Annotated in this window: 11 protein-coding genes; 3 read left to right on the top strand and 8 right to left on the bottom strand. The window is 72.3% G+C overall.

Translation table 11 applies throughout. From position 1 onward, the window contains the following. Positions 1-3: 3 nt before the first annotated feature. From ACVW19_RS24600 to ACVW19_RS24580, 5 genes are all read right to left on the bottom strand, one after another. A complete protein-coding gene (locus ACVW19_RS24600) occupies positions 4-2,229 on the bottom strand; it encodes a glycosyl hydrolase family 95 catalytic domain-containing protein (RefSeq protein ID WP_457461812.1) in 2,226 nt (741 codons plus the stop codon). Then, a complete protein-coding gene (locus ACVW19_RS24595) occupies positions 2,226-4,193 on the bottom strand; it encodes a beta-galactosidase (protein ID WP_457461810.1) in 1,968 nt (655 codons plus the stop codon). Before ACVW19_RS24595 ends, ACVW19_RS24600 begins: the two co-directional genes overlap by 4 nt. 143 nt (positions 4,194-4,336) lie before the next feature. Further along, positions 4,337-5,272, bottom strand: a complete 936-nt coding sequence (locus ACVW19_RS24590; RefSeq protein WP_457461808.1) for a carbohydrate ABC transporter permease — start codon at positions 5,270-5,272, stop codon at positions 4,337-4,339. Next, on the bottom strand, positions 5,269-6,309 hold the full coding sequence (locus ACVW19_RS24585) for an ABC transporter permease (RefSeq protein WP_457461806.1): 1,041 nt from the start codon (positions 6,307-6,309) through the stop codon (positions 5,269-5,271). The genes ACVW19_RS24590 and ACVW19_RS24585 overlap by 4 nt, the downstream gene beginning before the upstream one ends. A 27-nt stretch (positions 6,310-6,336) precedes the next feature. Beyond that, complete coding sequence (locus tag ACVW19_RS24580; RefSeq protein WP_457461805.1) at positions 6,337-8,031, bottom strand: extracellular solute-binding protein; 1,695 nt, start codon at positions 8,029-8,031, stop codon at positions 6,337-6,339. A 376-nt stretch (positions 8,032-8,407) separates the two neighbouring features. On the opposite strand from ACVW19_RS24580, the gene ACVW19_RS24575 reads away from it, so the two are divergent. Beyond that, a complete protein-coding gene (locus ACVW19_RS24575) occupies positions 8,408-11,272 on the top strand; it encodes a glycoside hydrolase family 3 C-terminal domain-containing protein (protein WP_457461803.1) in 2,865 nt (954 codons plus the stop codon). A 133-nt stretch (positions 11,273-11,405) separates the two neighbouring features. Here the strand turns inward: ACVW19_RS24575 and ACVW19_RS24570 are convergent, their stop codons facing one another. The 3 genes from ACVW19_RS24570 to ACVW19_RS24560 form a co-directional block, all read right to left on the bottom strand. After that, entirely contained in the window at positions 11,406-12,866 is a 1,461-nt protein-coding gene (locus ACVW19_RS24570) for an aldehyde dehydrogenase family protein (RefSeq protein ID WP_457461802.1), read from the bottom strand. Between the two features lie 233 nt (positions 12,867-13,099). Further along, positions 13,100-14,722 (bottom strand): PucR family transcriptional regulator, encoded by a 1,623-nt coding sequence (locus tag ACVW19_RS24565; protein WP_457461800.1) that lies wholly within the window; start codon positions 14,720-14,722, stop codon positions 13,100-13,102. 256 nt (positions 14,723-14,978) lie between these two features. Next, entirely contained in the window at positions 14,979-17,141 is a 2,163-nt protein-coding gene (locus ACVW19_RS24560; protein ID WP_457461798.1) for an ATP-binding protein, read from the bottom strand. A gap of 272 nt (positions 17,142-17,413) precedes the next feature. On the opposite strand from ACVW19_RS24560, the gene gabT reads away from it, so the two are divergent. Both gabT and ACVW19_RS24550 read left to right on the top strand, forming a co-directional pair. Continuing rightward, entirely contained in the window at positions 17,414-18,748 is a 1,335-nt protein-coding gene (gene gabT / locus ACVW19_RS24555) for a 4-aminobutyrate--2-oxoglutarate transaminase (protein WP_457461796.1), read from the top strand. A gap of 476 nt (positions 18,749-19,224) precedes the next feature. Then, on the top strand, positions 19,225-19,875 hold the full coding sequence (locus ACVW19_RS24550; RefSeq protein ID WP_457461794.1) for a phosphatase PAP2 family protein: 651 nt from the start codon (positions 19,225-19,227) through the stop codon (positions 19,873-19,875).

The following is a 19,875-nucleotide window of genomic DNA, read 5'->3' as shown; positions in this document are numbered from 1 at the left end:
GGGTCACCGCGCCTTCAGGGTGAGGACGCGGTCTTCGTGGGCGACGAGGTCGAGGGGCTCGGCGCCGTCGGAAGTCCAAAGTTCGATGCGGACGGTGCGGGTGGGGCGCAGCACGGCGATGGCGCCGTCCGGGGCCCAGGTGAGGTCGAGCGTGGCGCCGAACCGGGTCCGCACGCCGCGCAACGAGCCGCGCGGGTAGGCCCGTGGCGGCGCGGGCAGCAGGGCCAGCCGGCCGGGGGTGGACTGCACGAGCGCCTCGATCAGCACGGCGGGGAGGGTGTGGGCGGCGTCGGCGTTGTAGACGTCGCGGTGCGGGTAGTGCGCGCTCATCAGCGAGTCGTGGAAGAAGTCGCCGTCGAGGACGCGGTCGAGGGCGTTCGCGACCCGGTCGGCGTCGCGGAGGCGGGCGGCGATCAGGGCGTGGTGCAGATGGCCGTGCGCGGAGTCGTTCTCGGGTCCGCGCAGTTCCAGGGCGCGGTGGGCGGCGGCGGCCAGGTCCGGGGTGTCGTAGGGGGTGATCTCGTCCAGCGGCCAGACTCCGTAGAGGTGGCTGAGGTGGCGGTGGTCGTAGGAGTCCGCCAGCCCCGGCCGGGCCCATTCGGCGAGCGCTCCGTCGGCGTTGACGCGGTGCGGCGGGATCCGGTCGGCGAGCGCCTGCCAGCGGTCCGCGTGCTCCGGGTGGTACGCGGCGGCGGTCAGCAGGGCGTGCCGGGCCGCGGAGAGGTCCATGGCCGCGTCGACCGCGCCCCAGCTCGCGTTCGCGGGACGGTTCTCGGGCGAGTAGGAGGGGACCACGACCAGTCGGCCCTCGTCGTCGGTGCGGGTGAGGAAGTCCTCGTAGAACAGGGCGACTTCGGCGAGCGCCGTCGCGGTGCGCGGATCCCGCTCGCCGCGGGTCTCGTCGTGGTCGACGAGGGGCTTGAGAAGCCAGTCGGCGCCGGCCGTCCACAGGTGGAGGGGGTACTCGCGGCTGAAGTGGTACGAGTGTCCGGACTCGCCGTCGCTGTGCGCGGGCGCGACCACGCCCCGTGTGCCGAAGACCGCGCGGGCGTTGTCCCGCCAGTCGGGCAGCTGGCGGTGGATCAGTGCGGCCAGCGCCTCGGTGACCTCGGGGAGGGCCGCGGCAGCGGCGGAGGCCGTCTGGAGGTTGAGGTTGGCGTCGTTGGTGAAGGCTCCGGACCAGGCGGTGTCCCATGTGCCGGTCCACAGTCCGGTGAGGCGGGGCGGGAGCAGGCCGCCGGCGGACAGCAGATGGTAGCGGCCGGCCGCGAAGAGGCGTTCGAGCAGCGCGGCGCTGTGTGGGCGGCCCAGCAACTCGGATCCCGGCAGGGCGCGTTCGGCCGGGTCGGCGGCGAGGTCCAGGGTGACGCGGTCGTAGGCGGTGCGGTGCGGGGGCAGATGGCGGGCCAGGAGGTCGTCGTACGGGTCCGGTCCCTCGCCGAGCAGACCGCGCAGGGCGCGGCCCTGCGCGACCACGTCCGCCTCCCCGGTGTGCCGCCGCACCCGGGTGAGCAGCAGCACGGACCGCGCGCCCTCGATGCGCACCCCCGACGGGGCCGGCGTCGTCGTGCCGCCGGTGACGACGACCAGGGTGACGCCGGTGTACGCGAGGTCGCTGTCCGGGTACCGGGCGCGCAGGCTCAGCAGGGCGCCCTCGGGGGTGAGGACGGTGCCGTGGCCGACGCCCAGTGCGGTGGGGGCGCCGGGAAGGCGGTGGTCCAGGGTGATACCGAGGGTGGGCCCCGGGTCCGTGACGTGCTGGACGACGACGTCGTCGGCGCGGGAGACGAAGACGCGGCCGGTCCGGTCGGCGCGGGTCGTCTCCGTGACGCCGGTGGTGAAGTCGACCGTGCGGCGGTACCGGGCCCGGCCGTCGCCTCGATCGCCCCGGTCGTCGCCCGGGCGGCGCAGGCGCACTTGGAAGGCCGGGTGGAAGGACCGTACCCACCGGAGCGGGCGGCCGTCGGTGAAGTTCTCGGCGGCGGTCAGTTCGCCGGAGAGCAACCGGTCCTGGAGGGCGGGGAGTTGGTCGGCCAGCCGGGGCGGCAGCCGATGCTCGTCCCCACCACCGTCCGGACGGACCAACGTGTGATGCGTGACGACGACCCGCTCGTCGTCCGGGTCGCCGAACACAAGGGCGCCGTGGTGGCCGTTGCCGCTCAGGAAGCCGTCCTCCCAGCGGGCCGCGGGCCGTGGTTCCCAGGTTCCGTGGACGGGCGTGGCGCTCATGGCCGCAGCACCGCCACGCCGTGGCGGCCGAGGGTGAGCCGGTCGGTCACGGTCGTCTCCGTCAGCACGTCGCGGTGGCTGCCCGGCACGTCGACGGCGACCGGTTCGCGGCCGTGGTTGAGCAGGAACAGCAGCTCCCCCCGGTGTACCGCCTCGACCTGGTCCGGGAGCCCGTCGAGCACCGGCCGCACCCCCGCGCCTGCGGCGATCCGGGTCAGCAGCTCGCGCAGCGCCCCGGGCTCGGGGAGCGTGGAGACGTACCAGGCGCGGCCCTTGCGCAGCACGGCGGGCAGTCCGTCGAGTTCCCCGCCCTTGTAGGGCGTCGTCTCGTCGACGGTGCCGTCGGTCTCCAGTTCCTCGGACCACAGGGTGCCGCGGAAGCCCTCGCACTCGACGGTCTCCCCCGCCTCCAGCGGCCACCACTCGTGCAGGGTGCGGATGCCGAAGAGTTCCCGCAGCCGGGCGTCCATGCCGCCGGGCCGCACCCGGTCGTCCTCGTCGGCGATGCCCGTCAGGAAGCCGCAGACTAGGGTGCCGCCCCCGTTCACGTACATCAGGAGGTTCTCCACGGCCGCGTCGGTGAGGAGGTAGAGCTGTGGGACGACGACCAACGGGTGGACGGACAGGTCGTGTTCGGGGTGGGCGAAGTCGGTGGTGAGGTGGGCCTGCCACAGGGCGCGGTGCCAGGCGCGGAGCACGCCGGGGTGGTCGACCTCGTGGGACGGCCGGGCCTCCTGGTCGCCGGCCCACCAGGAGTGCCAGTCGTGCAGCACGGCGACCTCGGCGACGCGGTGACGGCCGGCCACGTGCGGGGCGATCCGCGCCAGGTCCGCGCCGAGCCGTACGACCTCCTGGTACGTGCGGCCCTGCTCGCCCGCGTGGCTCACCATCCCGGAGTGGAACTTCTCCGCGCCCTGCCGGGACTGGCGCCACTGGAAACAGCAGACGGCGTCCGCGCCGCGCGCCACGGCCTGCAGGGACCACAGCCGGTTGAGACCGCGGGGCTTGGGGTGGTTCACCCTGCGCCAGTCGACCGGTCCGGCCGCCTGCTCCATGAGCATCCAGGGGCCGCGTGCCTGGGAGCGCGTCATGTCCTGGACCAGGGCGCCCTCCTGTGCTCCGAAGGGGTCGCGCGGGTCGGGGTAGAGGTCGACGGAGACGACGTCCTCCTCCTCGGCCCAGCGCCAGCCGTCCTGCCCCGCCCACAGCGGCATGAAGTTGGTGGTGACCGGGAGGTGCGGGGTGTGACGGCGGACTATGTCGCGTTCGGCGGTGTAACACTCCAGGAGCATGTCGGAGGTGAACCGTTTGAAGTCCAGCACCTGGGTGGGGTTCTTCAGGTAGTGCGGGCGGCGGGGCGGCAGGACCTCGGCCCAGTCGCCGTAGCCCTGGCTCCAGAACGCGGTGCCCCAGGCGGTGTTGAGGCCTTCGAGGGTGCCGTACCGGTCGCGGAGCCAGTCGCGGAAGCGGACGGCGGCCTGGTCGCCCCAGTCGTAGGTGCAGTACTCGTTGTTGATGTGCCACATGGTCAGGGCGGGGTGGCCGGCGTAGCGGGCGGCCAGGTCCTCGGTGAGGGCGGCGGCGTAGCGGCGGTAGGTGGTGCTGGAGTGCGAGAAGTGCTGTCTGCCGCCCCACCATTCGGTCCGGCCGTCCTCGTCGCGGGGCAGGGTGTCCGGGTGGAGGTGCCCCATCCAGGGCGGTGGCGAGGCGGTCGGGGTGGCGAGGACGACGCCGATGCCGGAGGTGTGCATGAGGTCCATCAGCCGGTCCAGCCAGCCGAAGTCCCTTGTGCCCGGGCGTGGTTCGAGCTTGGACCAGGAAAAGACGCCGAGCGTCACGGAGTTGACGCCGGCCTGCCGCATCAGGCGGACGTCCTCGGGCCAGGTCTCCTCGGGCCACTGCTCCGGGTTGTAGTCGCCGCCGTAGAGGATGCGCCCGCGGCCGGCGTCGCTCAGGCCGGGCATCAGCCGCGCTCCCGGAGCGGGGTGGGGGACGTACAGGGTGTGCGGGACGCGTGCATGGTCTACCTCGCTCTGCGGGTGTCGGGGTGAAGGGGCCGGCCGAAGGGGTGGAGGGGGTGACCGGAGAGCACGCGGTCCCCGGCCCGTCAGCCCTTCACGGCACCGGTGAGCATGCCCTTCCTGAAGTGCTTCTGGACGAAGGGGGACAGCACGGCGACGGGCAGCAGGGCGATCACCATCACGGCCATCTGCACGGCCAGGCCCGACAGTTCCCCCGTCTTGATGGCCTGGCCTAGGCCGACGGGCGCCTCCTGCTTCTGGACGAGCTGGATCATGACGTTCTGCAGCGGCAGCATGGTCTGGTCGTTGAGGTACAGCGAGGCGTTGAACCAGGCGCTCCAGTAGCCGACGGCGTAGAAGAGCGTGATCACGGCGATCACCGCGCGGGACAGCGGCATGACGATCTGCCACAGGATGCGGAAGTCGCCCGCCCCGTCGATGCGGGCGCTGTCGACGAGCTCCTGCGAGATGTTCATGAAGAAGCCGCGCAGCACGAGGATGTTGAAGACGCTCACGGCACTGGGCAGGATCAGCGCCAGGTAGCTGTCGGTCAGCCCGAGGGTCTGCACCAGCAGATACGTCGGAATGAGGCCGGCGCTGAAGAACATGGTCGCCAGCAGTGTCATCAGGATCCAGCGGTGGCCCAGCGAGTCGGTGCGCGACAGACCGTAGGCACACAGCACGGACACGGTCATCGAGAACAGGGTGCCGACCAGGGTGACTCCGACGCTGACGAGCGCGGCCCGGGTGACCTGGCCGCCGCTGAGCAGTTCCTGGTAGGCGATGAAGGTGATGTCCTGGGGCACCATGACCAGGCCGCCCGCCTCGTCGATGGTCCTGCGGGTGGACAGGCTGGTGACGATCACGATCCACAGCGGGAAGACGATCGCCAGGCAGGCGAGGAGCAGGACGATCCCCTTGCCCGCGAGCCCCGCCCTGCCGGGCGCCTCCTCCCACACCGGGCGGGGCGGGGCGGACCGGCGTCCGGGCCGGCGCGCGGGTTCGTCGATCACGGCGGTCACTTCTTGTACACCCCCTGCTCGCCCATGAGATGGGCCACCTTGTTCGCGGCGAGGACGAGGCCGAGACTGACCACGCCCTTGATGAGGCCGGCGGCCGCCGCGTAGCCGAAGTCCTGGTTGCGCACGCCGTTCCACCACACGAAGGTGTCGAGCACCTCCGCCGCCCCGGGACCGACGGCGTCGCGTTGCAGCAGGATCTGCTCGAAGCCGACGGTGAGCGCGTCGCCCACCCGCAGCACCAGCAGCAGGGCGATCACGGGCCGCAGCGCGGGCAGGGTGACGTGCCACATCCGGCGCCGGCGGTCGGCGCCGTCCATGGCGGCGGCCTCGTACAGGTCGGGGCTCACCGAGGCCAGGGCCGCGAGGAAGACGATGATCCCCCACCCGGCGTCCTTCCACACGCTCTGCGCGGTGATCAGGAACACGAAGGTGTCGGGGTTGGTCATGACCTCCAGGCCGTCGTGACCGTTCTGGCGCAGCAGTTGCGAGAAGATCCCCGCGCCGCCGAACAGCTGCTGGAAGACGGCGATGACCAGGACCCACGAGAAGAAGTGCGGCAGGTACAGGATGGCCTGCGCGACGGCCCGCACGCGGGGTCTGATCACACTGTTGATGAGCAGCGCGAGCAGGATCGGGATCGGGAAGTACAGCACGAGCTGGAGGAAGAAGATCACCAGGGTGTTCTTCAAGGCGTTCCAGAACGCCGAGTCCTCGAGGATCCGCCGGAAGTTCTCCAGTCCCACGAACGGGCTGTTCAGCATCGAGACGACGCCGTTGTCGCTGATGTAGGGGTCGTACTCCTGGAAGGCGACGACGTTGCCGAGGATCGGCAGGTAGTTGAAGACCAGGACCAGCGCCACGGCCGGCAGGGTCATCAGCAGCAGGACGCGGTCGCGCCGGTATCTGAGCCGCGGGCTCAGCCTTGCCCGGCGCGGTGCTCTCCGGGGGCGGGCGGTGCCGGCTCCACCGGAGGACACCGGTTTCGGGACCGGCGTAGTGGCCTCGGATTCACTCCGAGGCACCGTGCTGTGCGACACGACGGTTCTCCTTGCCTCGGTACGGGGTCAGCCGGCCGTCGGGCCGTTCTCGTCGAGGATCTTTCGGTACCAGTCGCGCAGCTTGTCCCCGCCCTTGCTCTTCCAGTCGGAGACGGCCTGCTGCATGTCCCCGATCTTCTTGCGGCCCCGGACGACGTCGTCCTCCAACTGCTCGAAGTCGTTGGAGAGGTTGGTCCAGCGGGAGGGTTCGGTGATCTGCATGCCGTAGAAGGCCGACTTCCTGGTGAACGCGCCCATCCGCTGCTGCCACTCGACCTGGCCCTTGGCGACCTCGGGGAAGTCGGGATGGGCGATGGTCGCGGCAGGGCTCGCGATCATCACATAGGCGTTCATCACGTCGATGTTGCCCTGGTCGGTCTTGGTGGGCACGCCGTCCTTGACGGCGTAGTGGGTGCCCTCCACGCCGTAGTTGGTGAGCATGTACTCCTTGGTGCCGTACGGCGCGGCGGTGACGTTGGCGACGGCCAGCACGTCACGGATCACCGCCTTCGACGCCTTCTTGTTGACGAAGGCGAAGATGCCGGCCGGGTTCTTGGCCCACAGGGCGGGGTCGCCGCCGTCGTGGCCGAACACGTCCATCCCCCAGATCTTGAACTCCGGGTTCTGATCGGCCTGTTCGGCGGTGCGGCTCCACCACTGCGAGGAGTCCTGGTTGTAGATCAGGAACTCGCCGGCGGCGAACTTGGGCCCGGGGTCGGTCGCGTTGCTCTTGCCCAGTTCGGCATCGGGGTGCACGACGCCGGCCGCGAACAGCTTGCGCGTCCACTCCAGGGCTTCGAGGTACTCGTCGGTCTCCATGCGGTGGAGCAGCTTGCCGTCGACCTGGTTCCAGCCGAGCGACTTCTCCTCTCCGGAGAGCACACCGAAGGCGTTGAAGGCGGTCCACTTCATGTCCAGGCAGGCCCAGCGCTTGGCCCTGGCGTTCGTGGCGTCCTTGGCCAGCGCCATGAACTCGTCGCAGGAGCGAGGGACCTCGTACCCCTCCTTCTCGAAGATGTCCTGGCGGTAGAGCGGCACGATGCCGGTGACGTACGAGGACGGCATGGGCAGGCCACGCAGCTTGCCGCCGAAGATGGACCGCTGCCAGGCGTCGGTGGGGATCGCAGCGAGGTTCGGGTAGTCCTTGACCGCGTCGCCGGAGAGGTACGGGCCGAGGTCGGCGAACTTGCCGATGACTGCGCTGGGGATCTTGCCCGTCATGTTCCAGCCGGGCACGACCACCACGTCGGGCACGTCGCTGGAGGCGAGGACCGCGCCGAGCTTCTGGTCGTAGGTGTTGCCGTCCTGGTTCTGCCAGACCACGTCGACGCCGATGAGGTCGTTCATCGCCTTGTAGTAGGCGTTGCCGTCCTTGGGCGGGGAGCCCCAGAACGGCGACATGACGGTGATCTTGTTGCCCTTGCCGAGCTTCTCGGGCACCGAGGTCTTCAGGCCGGAGAGGTCGAGTTTGCCGGTGAAGCCGACCGCGGAGCCGTTCCTGCTGGGGATGTCGGGGGTGACCACGTTGCTCGCCACATAGGCCGGCAGCAGCTTCCTGGCGTCCTTGCCCGACGTGGTGCCGTCCCGTGAGCCCCCGTCCGCACCACCGCAGGCGGCGAGCAGCGGCATTCCCCCCGCCACCGCCGCGGTGGCGGCCGCCGTGGAGGCGAGGAAGCTTCTCCGGCTGGGCCCGGAGGAGGTGGAGGCTGAGTTCGGCGTCATTGCGTCAACCCTTCATGGCGCACCAGGACACCCGGCGGTGGCCGTCGGCTGCGGTGTCTTCACTGGAACCGGCTGAGCCGAAGCGGTCGTTCGGAGGGAACGTGCCGGGGAGGCGGCCTCGCAGTCGAAGCGCTTCGATGTCGGTGCGAGGTTAAGTGAACGCCCAAGGGCGCACAAGAGCCACTTCCAAGATTCCTCGGAGGCATGACGCCGACCCGCCCGATCGCAACTCATCGGCGCTCGCCGCTGAATGCCCGGGATGCACCGCGGAACACTCGATCCGGCACTCCCGCATCCTTGACACCCACCCCTGCCCGGAATCAGCATCGAAGCGCTTCGAAAGCACCTCATCGCTCCACCGCAAGGGGACTTCCACGTGACCGCACACACGCCGCCCACCCCGCCTTTCCGCGATCCGCGTCTGCCGTTCGCGAAGCGCGTCGACGACCTGCTGTCGCGGCTCACCCCCGACGAGAGGATCAAAGCCCTGCACCAGTTCACCCCCGCCGTCGAGCGCCTCGGCATCGCCGCCTTCCGCACCGGCCAGGAGGCGTTGCACGGCGTCGCCTGGATGGGCCCGGCGACGGTGTTCCCGCAGGCGGTCGGAATGGGGGCGACCTGGAATCCCGGGCTGGTGCGCCGGGTGGGCGAGGCGGTGTCCCGGGAGGCCCGCGCGATGCGCGCCCTGGACGAGCGGGTCGGTCTCAACGTCTGGGCCCCGACCGTCAACCTGCTGCGCCACCCCCTGTGGGGCCGCAACGAGGAGGGCTACTCGGAGGATCCCCGGCTCACCTCGGCGATCGCCACCGCCTACACCCTCGGCCTGCGCGGCGGTCATCCGGTGTACTGGCGCACGGCCCCGGTGCTCAAGCACTGGCTCGCGCACAACAACGAGACGGACCGGGACACCACCTCCAGCTCGGTCCGCCCGCGCGTACTGCACGAGTACGACCTGCGCGCCTTCCGCGACACCGTCAAGGCGGGCGCGGTGGCCGGGGTGATGCCGGCCTACAACCTGGTCAACGGCCGCCCGAACCATGTCTCGCCGTATCTGCGCGAGCAGTTGCGCACCTGGACCGACGAGGAACTGCTGGTCTGCTCCGACGCCGGCGCTCCCTCCAACCTGGTGGACTCCGAGCACTACTTCGACACCCACGAGGAGGCCGTCGCGGCCTCGCTGCGGGCCGGCGTGGACAGTTTCACCGACCACGGCACGGACAGCTCGGTCATCGTGGGGCGCCTCGAGTCGGCCTTGCGGAAAGGGCTGTTGACGGAAGCCGACATCGACACCGCCGTCCGCCGGCAGCTCTCGGTGCGCTTCCGGCTCGGCGAGTTCGACCAGGACCCGCCCGCCGAGGAGCACGCCTTCGACACCCCGGAGCACCGGGCCCTCGCGCAGGAGGTCGCCGAGCAGGCGGTCGTCCTGCTCAAGAACGACGGCCTGCTGCCGCTGGCTCCGGCGGGCACCCGTATCGCCGTCGTCGGCCTGCTCGCGGACGAGTGCAAGCTCGACTGGTACAGCGGCACCCTCATCCACCGCTCCACTCCGCTGGAGGGGCTCTACGAGCGGTTCGGCGCCGAACGGGTGGAGTTCGCGGAGGGCGTGGACCGGGTGCTGCTGCGGACCTCCGCCGGCACGTTCCTGCACGTCCCGCCGGCACCCGACACCCCCGACGCGGCGCCCGGCGCCGAGGGCGCGCTGGACCCGGCACTGCTCGCGGGCCGCACCGACCTGGCCCCGCTCACCGCCGGCCCGGACGGCACCGAACTCGCCCTGGCCGACTGGGGCGAGGGCCTGCTGACCCTGCGTGCCCCCGACGGCCGGTACCTCTCGGTCGCCGAGGACGGCTACCTCCGCGCCTCCGCCGACCAGCCGGGCGGCTGGATCGTGCGGGAGACGTTCCGGCTGGAACCGCACGGTGGCGGTCACCTCCTTCGGCACATGGGAACAGGACGCCATGTGCTGGTCGCCGCCGACGGCGTGAAGGTTGCCGCACAGGACGCGGCCGACGAGCCGATTCCCGAGGTCTTCGGGGTGATCGTCACCGAGCACGGCGAGGAGACGGTGGCGCGGGCCGCGGCACGGGCCGACACGGTCGTGGTGGTCGCCGGCAACGATCCGCACATCAACGGCCGTGAGACCGAGGACCGTACGACGCTCCGGCTGCCCGCCCAGCAGGAGCTGCTGCTGCGCGCGGCCCGCGCCGCCAACGAGAACACGGTGCTGGCGCTGGTCTCCGCCTACCCCTACGCGGTCGATCCGACGGACCTGCCGGCGGTGCTCTGGACCGCGCACGGCGGTCAGGCCGCGGGCACCGCGCTGGCCCGCGTGCTCGCCGGTGACGTCTCCCCCGCCGGCCGGCTGCCGCAGACCTGGTACGCCGACGACGCCGATCTGCCCGGCCTCCTCGACTACGACGTGATCGGCTCCCGCCAGACCTATCTGTACTTCGAGGGCACGCCGTTGTTCCCCTTCGGCCACGGCCTCTCCTACGCGGCCTTCGCCTACGGCGAGTTGACAGCCCGGGTCGGGGCGGAGGCGGTGCATGTCTCCTTCACGGTCACCAACACCGGTGCCGTCCCGGCCGACGAAGTGGCCCAGCTCTACACACGGGCCGTGGACCCGTCGGTGCCGCGTCCGCGCCGCGAGCTGGTGGCCCACCGGCGGCTGACCCTCGCACCCGGCGAGACGGCCGAGGTGGCCTTCGAACTCCCCCTGTCAGCCTTCGCGTTCTGGGACGTCGCGGTGGGCCGGTGGCGGGTGGAACCGGGCCGGTACGAGCTGCTGGCCGGTGCCTCCAGTGCGGACGTCCGGCAGCGGACCGCCCTCACCCTCGACGGCGAACCCGGCGTCCCCCGCGCGGTCCTCGAACGCGGCCTGGACGCGGCGGACTTCGACGAGCAGTGCGGCACCGAGATCGTCGACCGGACCAGGGAGTCGGGTGACGCGGTGACACCGGTGGCCGGGAAGTCGGGCGAACTGCTCTTTTGTCGCTGCGACTTCGGAAGTGGGGTGGCGGAGGTGACCGCCGAGGTGTCCGGCGGGGGCACCGTCGAACTGTCCCTCGACGGCGGTCCGGTGCTCACCACGTTGTCCCCGCGGACCCCGACATCCGGCCCGTACGACTACGTCACGCTCGGCGCGTCCGTCGCCGCCGACGGCGTGCGCGGCGTACAGGACCTGCGCCTGAGGCTGCGCGGCCCGCTGCGGCTCGCGCGGGTCGGCTTCCTCCCCGGTTGAGGGTCCGGGGACGGCCGACGCCAGGAGGGGCCCGGCACCGCAGGACATCGGTGCCGGGCCCCTTCGGACGACGGGCTCGCGTCCCCGCGGAGTCAGCCGGGAGCGGTTGTCGAAAACCGGGGTCCGGTCCGCCTCACAGGGCGAGGCCGGTCAGGACCAGCACCCGCTCGTAGGTGTAGTCGTCCATCGCGAACTTCACGCCCTCGCGGCCCACACCGGACTGCTTGGCGCCGCCGTACGGCATCTGGTCGGCACGGTAGGAGGGCACGTCGCCGACGACCACGCCGCCGACCTCCAGGACGCGGTGGGCCCGGAAGGCGGCCTGCAGGTCGTGGGTGAACACCCCTGCCTGGAGGCCGTACTTGGAGTCGTTGACGGCGGCGAAGGCCGCGGCCTCGCCGTCCACCTTCTGCACGGTCAGGACGGGCCCGAAGACCTCCTCGCAGGAGATCGTCACGTCGGCCGGGACGTCGGTGAGCACGGTCGGCGCGTAGGAGGCGCCGTCGCGCTTGCCCCCGGTCAGCAGGGTGGCACCGGCGTCGACGGCCTCCTGCACCCACGCCTCGACGCGCTCGGCGGCGGCCTGGCTGACCAGCGGGCCGACGTCGGTGGCGTCGTCGGCCGGGTCGCCGGTGACCTGGGCCTCCACGGCGGCGACGATGCGCGGCAGCAGCCGGTCGTAGACGGAGGCGTCCGCGATGACCCGCTGCACGGAGATGCAGGACTGGCCGCCCTGGTAGTTGGAGAAGGTGGCGATGCGGCTCGCCGCCCGGTCCAGGTCCTCGTCGCTCGCCCAGTCGGCGAGGACGACGGCCGCGCCGTTGCCGCCGAGCTCCAGGGTGCAGTGCTTGCGCGGCACCGAGTCCATGATCGCGTAGCCGACCTGCTCGGAACCGGTGAAGGAGATCACCGGCAGCCGCTCGTCCTGGACGAGGGCGGGCATACGGTCGTTGGGGACCGGGAGGATGCTCCAGGAACCGGCCGGCAGCTCGGTCTCGGCGAGCAGCTCACCGAGGATCAGCCCGGACAGCGGGGTCGCCGGGGCGGGCTTGAGGACGATGGGGGTGCCGGCGGCGACGGCCGGGGCGATCTTGTGGGCGCACAGGTTCAGCGGGAAGTTGAACGGCGCGATACCGAGCACGACGCCCTTGGGGAAGCGGCGGGTGAGGGCCAGCCGTCCCTGGCCGCCGGCGTCGGTGTCGAGCCGCTGGGCCTCGCCGCCGTTGAACCGGCGGGCCTCCTCGGCGGCGAACCGGAACACGGACACGGCCCGGCCGACCTCGCCGCGCGCCCACTTGATCGGCTTGCCGTTCTCGGCGGAGATCAGCCGGGCGATCTCCTCGGTGCGCTCCACCAGTCGCCGGCTGACGTGGTCGAGGGCGGCGGCGCGGACGTGGGCGGGGGTGGCGGCGAACTCGTCCCGTACGGCGTACGCGGCGGCCACGGCCTCCTCGACCTGGGCGTCGGACGGCACGCTCACGGTGCCGACGGTTCGGCCGTCCCACGGAGAGGTGACGTCGAAGGCAGCCTCGCCGGTGGCCTGGCGGCCGGCGAGCCAGAAGGCGTGGGTGGCTGCCGATTCTTCCTTTGGCATGGCGAGTCCCGGCCCTTCCGCGTTGGGGGTGGTTGCTTGATTTGCTGAATCCACGGTAGGGCCGGGGTGACAGCGGGTCGTTTGTCCGAGCCGTAGCAGTCGGCCGCCTTCGCGCGCCTCTTTGGCAGATCGCTCGTCGGCAAGCCCGCCGCGCCCGACAGCGGCCCTGCCTCTCGGCCTGTCGCCAGCCGTCAGTCGTCAGCCGTCAGTCGTCAGTCGTCAGTCGTCAGTCGTCAGTCGGACGAGGTCGCCTTGAGGGCCAGCCACAGTTCCATGCGTACGTCCGGGTCGTCCAGGGAGCGGCCGAGGATCTCCTCGACGCGGCGCATCCGGTAGCGCAGGGTGTGGCGGTGCACGCCGAGGTCGGCCGCCGCGGCGTCCCACTGCCCGTGCCGGGAGAGCCAGGCACGCACCGAGGCGACGAGGTCGCCACGTCCGGTCGCGTCATGTTCGTAGAGGGGCCGCAGCAGCCCGTCGGCGAACGCCCGGACCGCGTCGTCGGCGAGCAACGGCACCACGGAACCGGCGGCCATCTGCTCGTGCTCCACCAGCACCCGCCCCCGCCGCCGCGCCACCGACAGCGCCTGTCCGGCCTGCTTGTAGGCGGCGGACGCGGCGATGGGGCCGGCCGGTGCGGACAGGCCCACGACCAGCTCGTCCTCGTCGGCGCCGACCAGGGGCTCGTGGGCTCCCCCGCCGTTCCGGACCGCTTCCAGGCCGGCCGCGTGATCGCAGCACGCGGCCACCGCCGCGCCGCCGTCGGCGGCCAGCACCACCAGCCGCTCGCGCTCCGGCACCACCAGGACCGCCTCGCCGGAGCGGGCGGCGGCCGATTCCACGGTCTCCGCCAGGGCGTCGAGGGCGTCGCCGTTCGGGTCGCCCTGGGCACGGGCGACGGGCGCCGCCCCCGTCTCGGCCACGATGATCCGGAAGGGCGCGTCCAGGAGGCCCCCGTACAGGTCTCCGGCCACCGCGCGGGCGTGGTCGGGCTCCCCGGCGAGCAGCATGCGCAGCACGGCGGCACCGATCCGCTGTTCGGCCGCGCGCAGGGAGCCGGAGCGTTCCGTGGTCAGGGTGAGCAGCGCGACGGCGGAGTGGACGGCGTACCGCTGGGCGGTGCCGAGCGCGGTGGCCGTGCCCACGGCGAGCGCGGCCCGGGGGCGCCGGCCGGTGCCGAGGGAGTGCAGTTCGACCCGGTCGTCGATCTCCGGGTTCTCCGGCCCGGCCACCACCGACGAGGCGGGCGCGGGCCGCTCCCGCAGCCGGCGCACATCGTCCGTGAACCGTGCCGCGCGCCTGCCCGCCCACTCGGGTGCCGCGGCGACCACGGCGCCCGAGGCGTCGTACAGCGCGGCCCAGCCCTCGACCTGGGAGGCGAGCGCGGTCAGCAGCCCCTCGGGTCCGCCGGTCAGCCCCTGTTTGGTCAGCTCCCGCTGGGCCGCGAACCCCGCGGTCACCGCGCGGTACTGGTCGGCGGCGATGGCGGCGGAGACGGCCTTGCTGATCGCGAGGAAGGGGGTGCGGCGCGGCACCTCCAGCAGCGGCAGCCCCTCCTTCCTCGCCGCGTCCACGAGCGCCTCGGGGATGTCCTCGTAGTGGACGCCGACGGCGAAGCCGAGCCCGACGACACCCGCCTCCACCAGGCGTTTCACATAGCGGCGCATCGCCTCCGGATCCTCCGCGTCCAGCTTCAGGGCGGTGATCAGCAGCAGTTCCCCGCCCTCCATGTAGGGCACGGGGTCGGCCAGCTCACTGGCATGCGCCCAGCGGACCGGCACGTCGAGGCCGTCCTCACCCGCACGCACCGTCAGTTTGAGCGTGGAGTGGTGGACGAGCGAAGCGAGCGTCGGTGGCATGGGGCCTTCAGGTCGGCGGAGATCGGCGGATCCGGCGATCGGAGGAGCCGATATTCGGTGATCGGGCATGCGCGTGGTCGGGGCCGGGAGAGCTGACGAAACGGTTGACGCAGACAACACGAACATCAGGTCATCAGGTGAGCGTTGTGGATTTTTGGCCGCCGCGTATGAACGGCCTATGTCGATTCTGCCCCACCGTACGGTCGTGGCGTCACCGCATGCCGGAACGGCTCCCGCAGGGCCGGGCAGCCGCGGCTCAGCCCCGCAGGTCCACCAGCAGCGGCGGCGCGTGCTCGCCCTTGACGTCGGTCAGGGAGAGCACCGCGTGCCCCGCCGGCATCGCGTGCGCCAGTTCGGACGCGGACCACCGCTCCCGCTCGACCTGCCGCACGGTGACGGCCCGCGCGGTCGGCGCCTTGCCGGTGATGGCCCGCCGCACCGCGTGCCAGGCCTTGCCCGCGGGACTGTCCGCGATGATCTGCCGGTCGGTGACGTCCCGGGCCTCGGTCCACTCCTTGCCCCACACCTCGGCGAAGTCCTGTCCGTCCCACGGAGTGAGCCCGGCCAGAGCCATCCTGCACCCGACGGTCCCGAGCAGCGGTCCGCGCAGCGGCCTCGCCACGTCGTCCAGGGTGCGCAGGGTGAGCACCGCCCCGGCGTTGGCCGACCGCAGCCGCTGGATGCCGCGCACGGCCTCGGGGGTGATCACGCCGGTCGCGTCGTCCAGCACCAGGCAGGCGAACAGGGACCTGTCCTCCCGTACCGTCACGCTTGCCGTGAACTGCGCCAGCACCAGCCGCGCCAGCACCCGTGAGGCGTCGGCGTGGCCCCGCTCGGGCAGGTCGACACGGACCCGCACCGGGTGGTCCAGCGCCTTGAGGCTGAACGGCCGGGACTGTCCGGCGGTGGCTGTGTTCTTGGCTGCCGCGCTTTCGAAGGCCGTGCTGTGGAAAAACGTGGCGAAGGCAGGACGGTCCAGCAGTGCCACCCGGTCGGCGAGAACCCCGCCCACATCGCCCGGGTGTGCCATCTGCCGTTCCCGGGCGTCGAGTTCGCGCAGCAGCGACTCCTGTCCCGTCTCCGTCAGGCCCTGGCGCAGCGCGGCCAGCGGGCCGGGCGAGCCGTCGAGCAGCCCGCGCAGTTCCGGAACGGAGGGGAAGCGGCCGTGCACCGCGCGGAAGGGGCCGAGGAGCTGGGCGAGGACGGTGGTGGCGCGCCGGCTGTCGCTGCCGGGGTGCGGGTCGGCCAGGTCGCCGGCCAGCGCCTCGGCGAGCACCGCGGCGGCCTCGTCGGGGTCGGTGGTCCCGCCGTACAGGTCGAGGTCGTACTCGGAGTCGGGGTTGCCGATCCGTACCACGACGTCGTACGCGTCGGCCGGGCCGATCCCCGCTCCCGCGGCGCCGACGACGACCACGGCGGCCCGTCCGGCGAGCGCGTGCAGGCACAGCGATTCGGCGAGCGGCCGGACGACACCGCCGGTCTTGCCGGAGCCGGCCGGTCCGACCGCGAGCAGGGAGGTGCCGAGCAGTTCGGGGCCGAGCGCGAGGCCGGCGCCCCGGTAGACGTACGGGTTGCGGACGTCGTCGGCGGTGGTGCCGATCCGCACCTGCCCGGTGACCAGGTCGTGCCGGGCCTGCCGGGCGGGCAGGTCGCGCGCGCCGGAGGGGTGCGGGCAGGCGGCGGCGCCGTGGCTGAGTACCGCGCTCGTGAAGGTGGCGAGGGGGTGCCGGCCGGTGCGTACGCCCTGCCAGGCGCGGACGATGCGGGCGTGGTCGACGTCCCGCATCAGTCCCGCGCGCGCGTCGGCGGCGAGCCGCTCCGCGGCGTCCGCCGCGCCCGCGGCGCGCAGGGCGGGCCAGGTGGCGGGGTCGGCCTCGGAAGCGGGTGGGTGCCCGCTCTCCGGAGGTGTACGGCGCCATGCGGGCGGTCCGTAGCGGCGCCAGACCTCGCCCCAGCGGCCGAGCCGCCCCACGCCGATCATGAGGGCGCCCGCGATCAGCAGGTAGTAGGCGTAGACGACCACGACGGCGCCGAAGCTGTGGGGTTCGGCCCAGGAGTCGGGGACCATCGCGTAGAGCGGCAGCAGCCACCAGCCGCCGAGGTACCCGTTCCACAGCAGCGACCAGATCAGCCAGCCCACGAGCAACGCGATCAGGGCCCCGCTCAGCAGCTGCCGCCCCGGGGTCCGCTCCGGTTCCTCCTCCGGGCGCGGCCGGTGTCCGAACCGCCACACGCCGGGCAGTGCCTCCGGGCGGGGCGTGCGCAGCCAGGTCAGGAACGCCGACCCGTCCGGCAGTGGCGGGATGCCCGGCGCCCTGGCCGGCCTCGGGGGCACCGAGGGCACCTCCGGCGGCCCCGCAGGGCGCGGCACGGGGTTCGCATGCGTGCTCCGAGCGTCCTGCGTCCCGTCGCTGTCCATCGCCCTTGCCCCCTGACCAGCCGCGCCGTTCACCGTCAGCGAGTCAATCTAACGCCCCGGCAGGGCGAGTTCACCGTTTCCCCGACCGGGTCGCGCCACGGGGAAGGCCCGTCCGCACCGAGCCCCCGCCGTGCCCCGCCCCGCCGCTATGTCCACCACGGACAACCCGGCCCCCGGAACAACGCCCACATGGAGCATGCCCAGCTCCTCCTCCCCGCCCTAGCCTGCGAGAAAAGAAAGCAAGTGTCCGTTCCACCCCCCAGGAGCCCCGCATGACCGCACTTCCGCAGGAGCGCCGCGTCGTCACCGCCATCCCCGGCCCGAAGTCGCAGGAGCTGCAGGCCCGTCGTACCGCCGCGGTCGCGCAGGGCGTGGGCTCGGTGCTGCCCGTGTTCGCCGCGCGGGCGGACGGCGGGATCATCGAGGACGTCGACGGCAACCGTCTGATCGACTTCGGCTCGGGCATCGCGGTGACCTCCGTCGGCGCCTCCGCCGAGGCCGTCGTACGCCGTGCCTCCGCCCAGCTCGCCGACTTCACGCACACGTGCTTCATGGTCACGCCCTACGAGGGGTACGTGGCCGTGGCCGAGGCGCTCGCCGAGCTGACGCCCGGCGACCACGCCAAGAAGTCGGCCCTGTTCAACAGCGGTGCCGAGGCCGTCGAGAACGCCGTCAAGATCGCGCGTGCCTACACCAAGCGTCAGGCGGTCGTGGTCTTCGACCACGGCTACCACGGCCGCACCAACCTCACCATGGCGCTGACCTCGAAGAACATGCCGTACAAGCACGGCTTCGGCCCGTTCGCCCCCGAGGTGTACCGCGTCCCGGTGGCCTACGGCTACCGCTGGCCGACCGGCGCCGAGAACGCGGGTCCGGAGGCCGCCGCGCAGGCCGTCGACCAGATCACCAAGCAGGTCGGCGCGGACAACGTGGCCGCGATCATCATCGAGCCGGTGCTCGGCGAGGGCGGCTTCATCGAGCCGGCGAAGGGCTTCCTGCCCGCGATCAGCAAGTTCGCCCAGGACAACGGCATCGTGTTCGTGGCGGACGAGATCCAGTCCGGTTTCTGCCGCACCGGCCAGTGGTTCGCCTGCGAGGACGAGGGCATCGTCCCGGACCTGATCACCACGGCGAAGGGCATCGCCGGCGGCCTCCCGCTGGCCGCCGTCACCGGCCGCGCCGAGATCATGGACGCCGCGCACGCGGGCGGCCTCGGCGGCACCTACGGCGGCAACCCGGTGGCCTGCGCGGGCGCGCTCGGCTCCATCGAGACGATGAAGGAGCTGGACCTCAACGCCAAGGCGAAGCACATCGAGGCGATCATGAAGGCCCGCCTCACCGCCATGGCCGAGAAGTTCGCCGCCATCGGCGAGGTCCGGGGCCGCGGCGCGATGATCGCCATCGAGCTGGTCAAGGACCGTACGACCAAGGAGCCGAACCCGGAGGCGGCCGCCGCGCTGGCCAAGGCCTGCCACGCCGAGGGCCTGCTGGTCCTGACCTGTGGCACCTACGGCAACGTGCTGCGCTTCCTGCCGCCGCTGGTCATCGGCGAGGACCTGCTGAACGAGGGCCTGGACATCATCGAGCAGGCGTTCGCACGCGTCTGATCAGGCGTTCGCGCGCATCCGGGCCGTCGCAGGAGCGGGTGAGCCGCCCCGGGATTTCTCCACCGGGGCGACCGGCGGCAGAGCGTGTGAAGAACGTGTGCGGGGTGGATGGCAGGTGCCCGCTGGCCCTGTCGCGGACCCACCCCCTGCCGTAGGTTCTACCGAGATGAGAGACACACCCGCTCACAGGGGACTGTGAACGGTTCGGGCCGAGGCCTCCCCCGGCTTCGACCTGGTCGTGCCCTCGCGCACACAACCGGAGCCTTCGGGTTCCGGGTCTCCTCACCGATCGGACGGCCGCCCGCCCCAAACCCCCCGGGGCGCGCGGCGTTCCGATCCGGACGGCCGCCCGCGCATCACGGACGACAGGCCGTTCCCCGAAGGGCCAGTGCTCACCCCCCTTGCACTGGCCCTTCGGCCTGCCACGACACACCGCCCTTCGGTCCGCACCGGCCCCGCCTGCGAAGCTGGGCACCATGCTGCTGCTCGGACCGCCCGTTCTCCTCTTCGCGCTGATCACCTGGCAGGTCGTCGTCGACGGTCCCCTGGTGGGCCTGGACGAGCGGCTGAGCGGGGCCCTCGTCCATCCGGACCGGGCCTCCGAGGTGCTCGCCGACCTCGGCAACGTCGAGGTGGCCGTACCCGCTCTGGTGATCGCCCTGGGGTACGCCGCGTGGCACGGGCGTGCCGCGGGTACGGACCGCTGGTGGCTGACACCCTCTGCCGGAGGCGTGGCGATGGCCCTGGTGCCGGTGCTCGTCGTGCCCCTGAAGGCGTGGACCGACCGCCCCGGCACCCCGGCCGTGCCCCCGGCGGTCGGCTACTACCCCTCCGGCCACACCGTCACCGCGGTCGTGGCGTACGGCGCGGCGGCCCTGCTCCTCCTTCCGCTGCTGCGCTCGGCGGCGGTCCGCCGTGCGCTCGTGCTGCTCTGTGCCGCCCTCGTCGCCGCCGTCTCCTTCGGTCTGGTGCGCCGGGGCTACCACTGGCCGCTGGACGTGGCGGCCGGCTGGTGCCTGGGCGCGGTCCTGCTGATCTGCCTGTCACTGCTGGTCGGCCGTCCGGTCGGTGGAGACAGCCGGCCACGGTCCGCCGGATCTCCCGGCGCCGGACCCGGTTCCCGCTGA

The organism is Streptomyces sp. TE5632 (assembly GCF_054061295.1).
The sequence above is the reverse complement of the archived record's forward strand: the minus strand, read 5'-3'. Positions and strand labels throughout refer to the sequence as shown.

Bases quoted from the DNA above. Each gene is read 5' to 3' on its own strand.
- ACVW19_RS24595 (WP_457461810.1), bottom strand. From the start codon at position 4,193: ATGCCCGGCCTGAGCGACGCCGGCCGCGGGCGCATCCTCTACGGCGGC.
- ACVW19_RS24550 (WP_457461794.1), top strand. From the start codon at position 19,225: ATGCTGCTGCTCGGACCGCCCGTTCTCCTCTTCGCGCTGATCACCTGG.
- ACVW19_RS24580 (WP_457461805.1), bottom strand. From the start codon at position 8,031: ATGACGCCGAACTCAGCCTCCACCTCCTCCGGGCCCAGCCGGAGAAGC.
- ACVW19_RS24560 (WP_457461798.1), bottom strand. From the start codon at position 17,141: ATGGACAGCGACGGGACGCAGGACGCTCGGAGCACGCATGCGAACCCC.
- ACVW19_RS24600 (WP_457461812.1), bottom strand. From the start codon at position 2,229: ATGAGCGCCACGCCCGTCCACGGAACCTGGGAACCACGGCCCGCGGCC.
- ACVW19_RS24565 (WP_457461800.1), bottom strand. From the start codon at position 14,722: ATGCCACCGACGCTCGCTTCGCTCGTCCACCACTCCACGCTCAAACTG.
- gabT (WP_457461796.1), top strand. From the start codon at position 17,414: ATGACCGCACTTCCGCAGGAGCGCCGCGTCGTCACCGCCATCCCCGGC.
- ACVW19_RS24570 (WP_457461802.1), bottom strand. From the start codon at position 12,866: ATGCCAAAGGAAGAATCGGCAGCCACCCACGCCTTCTGGCTCGCCGGC.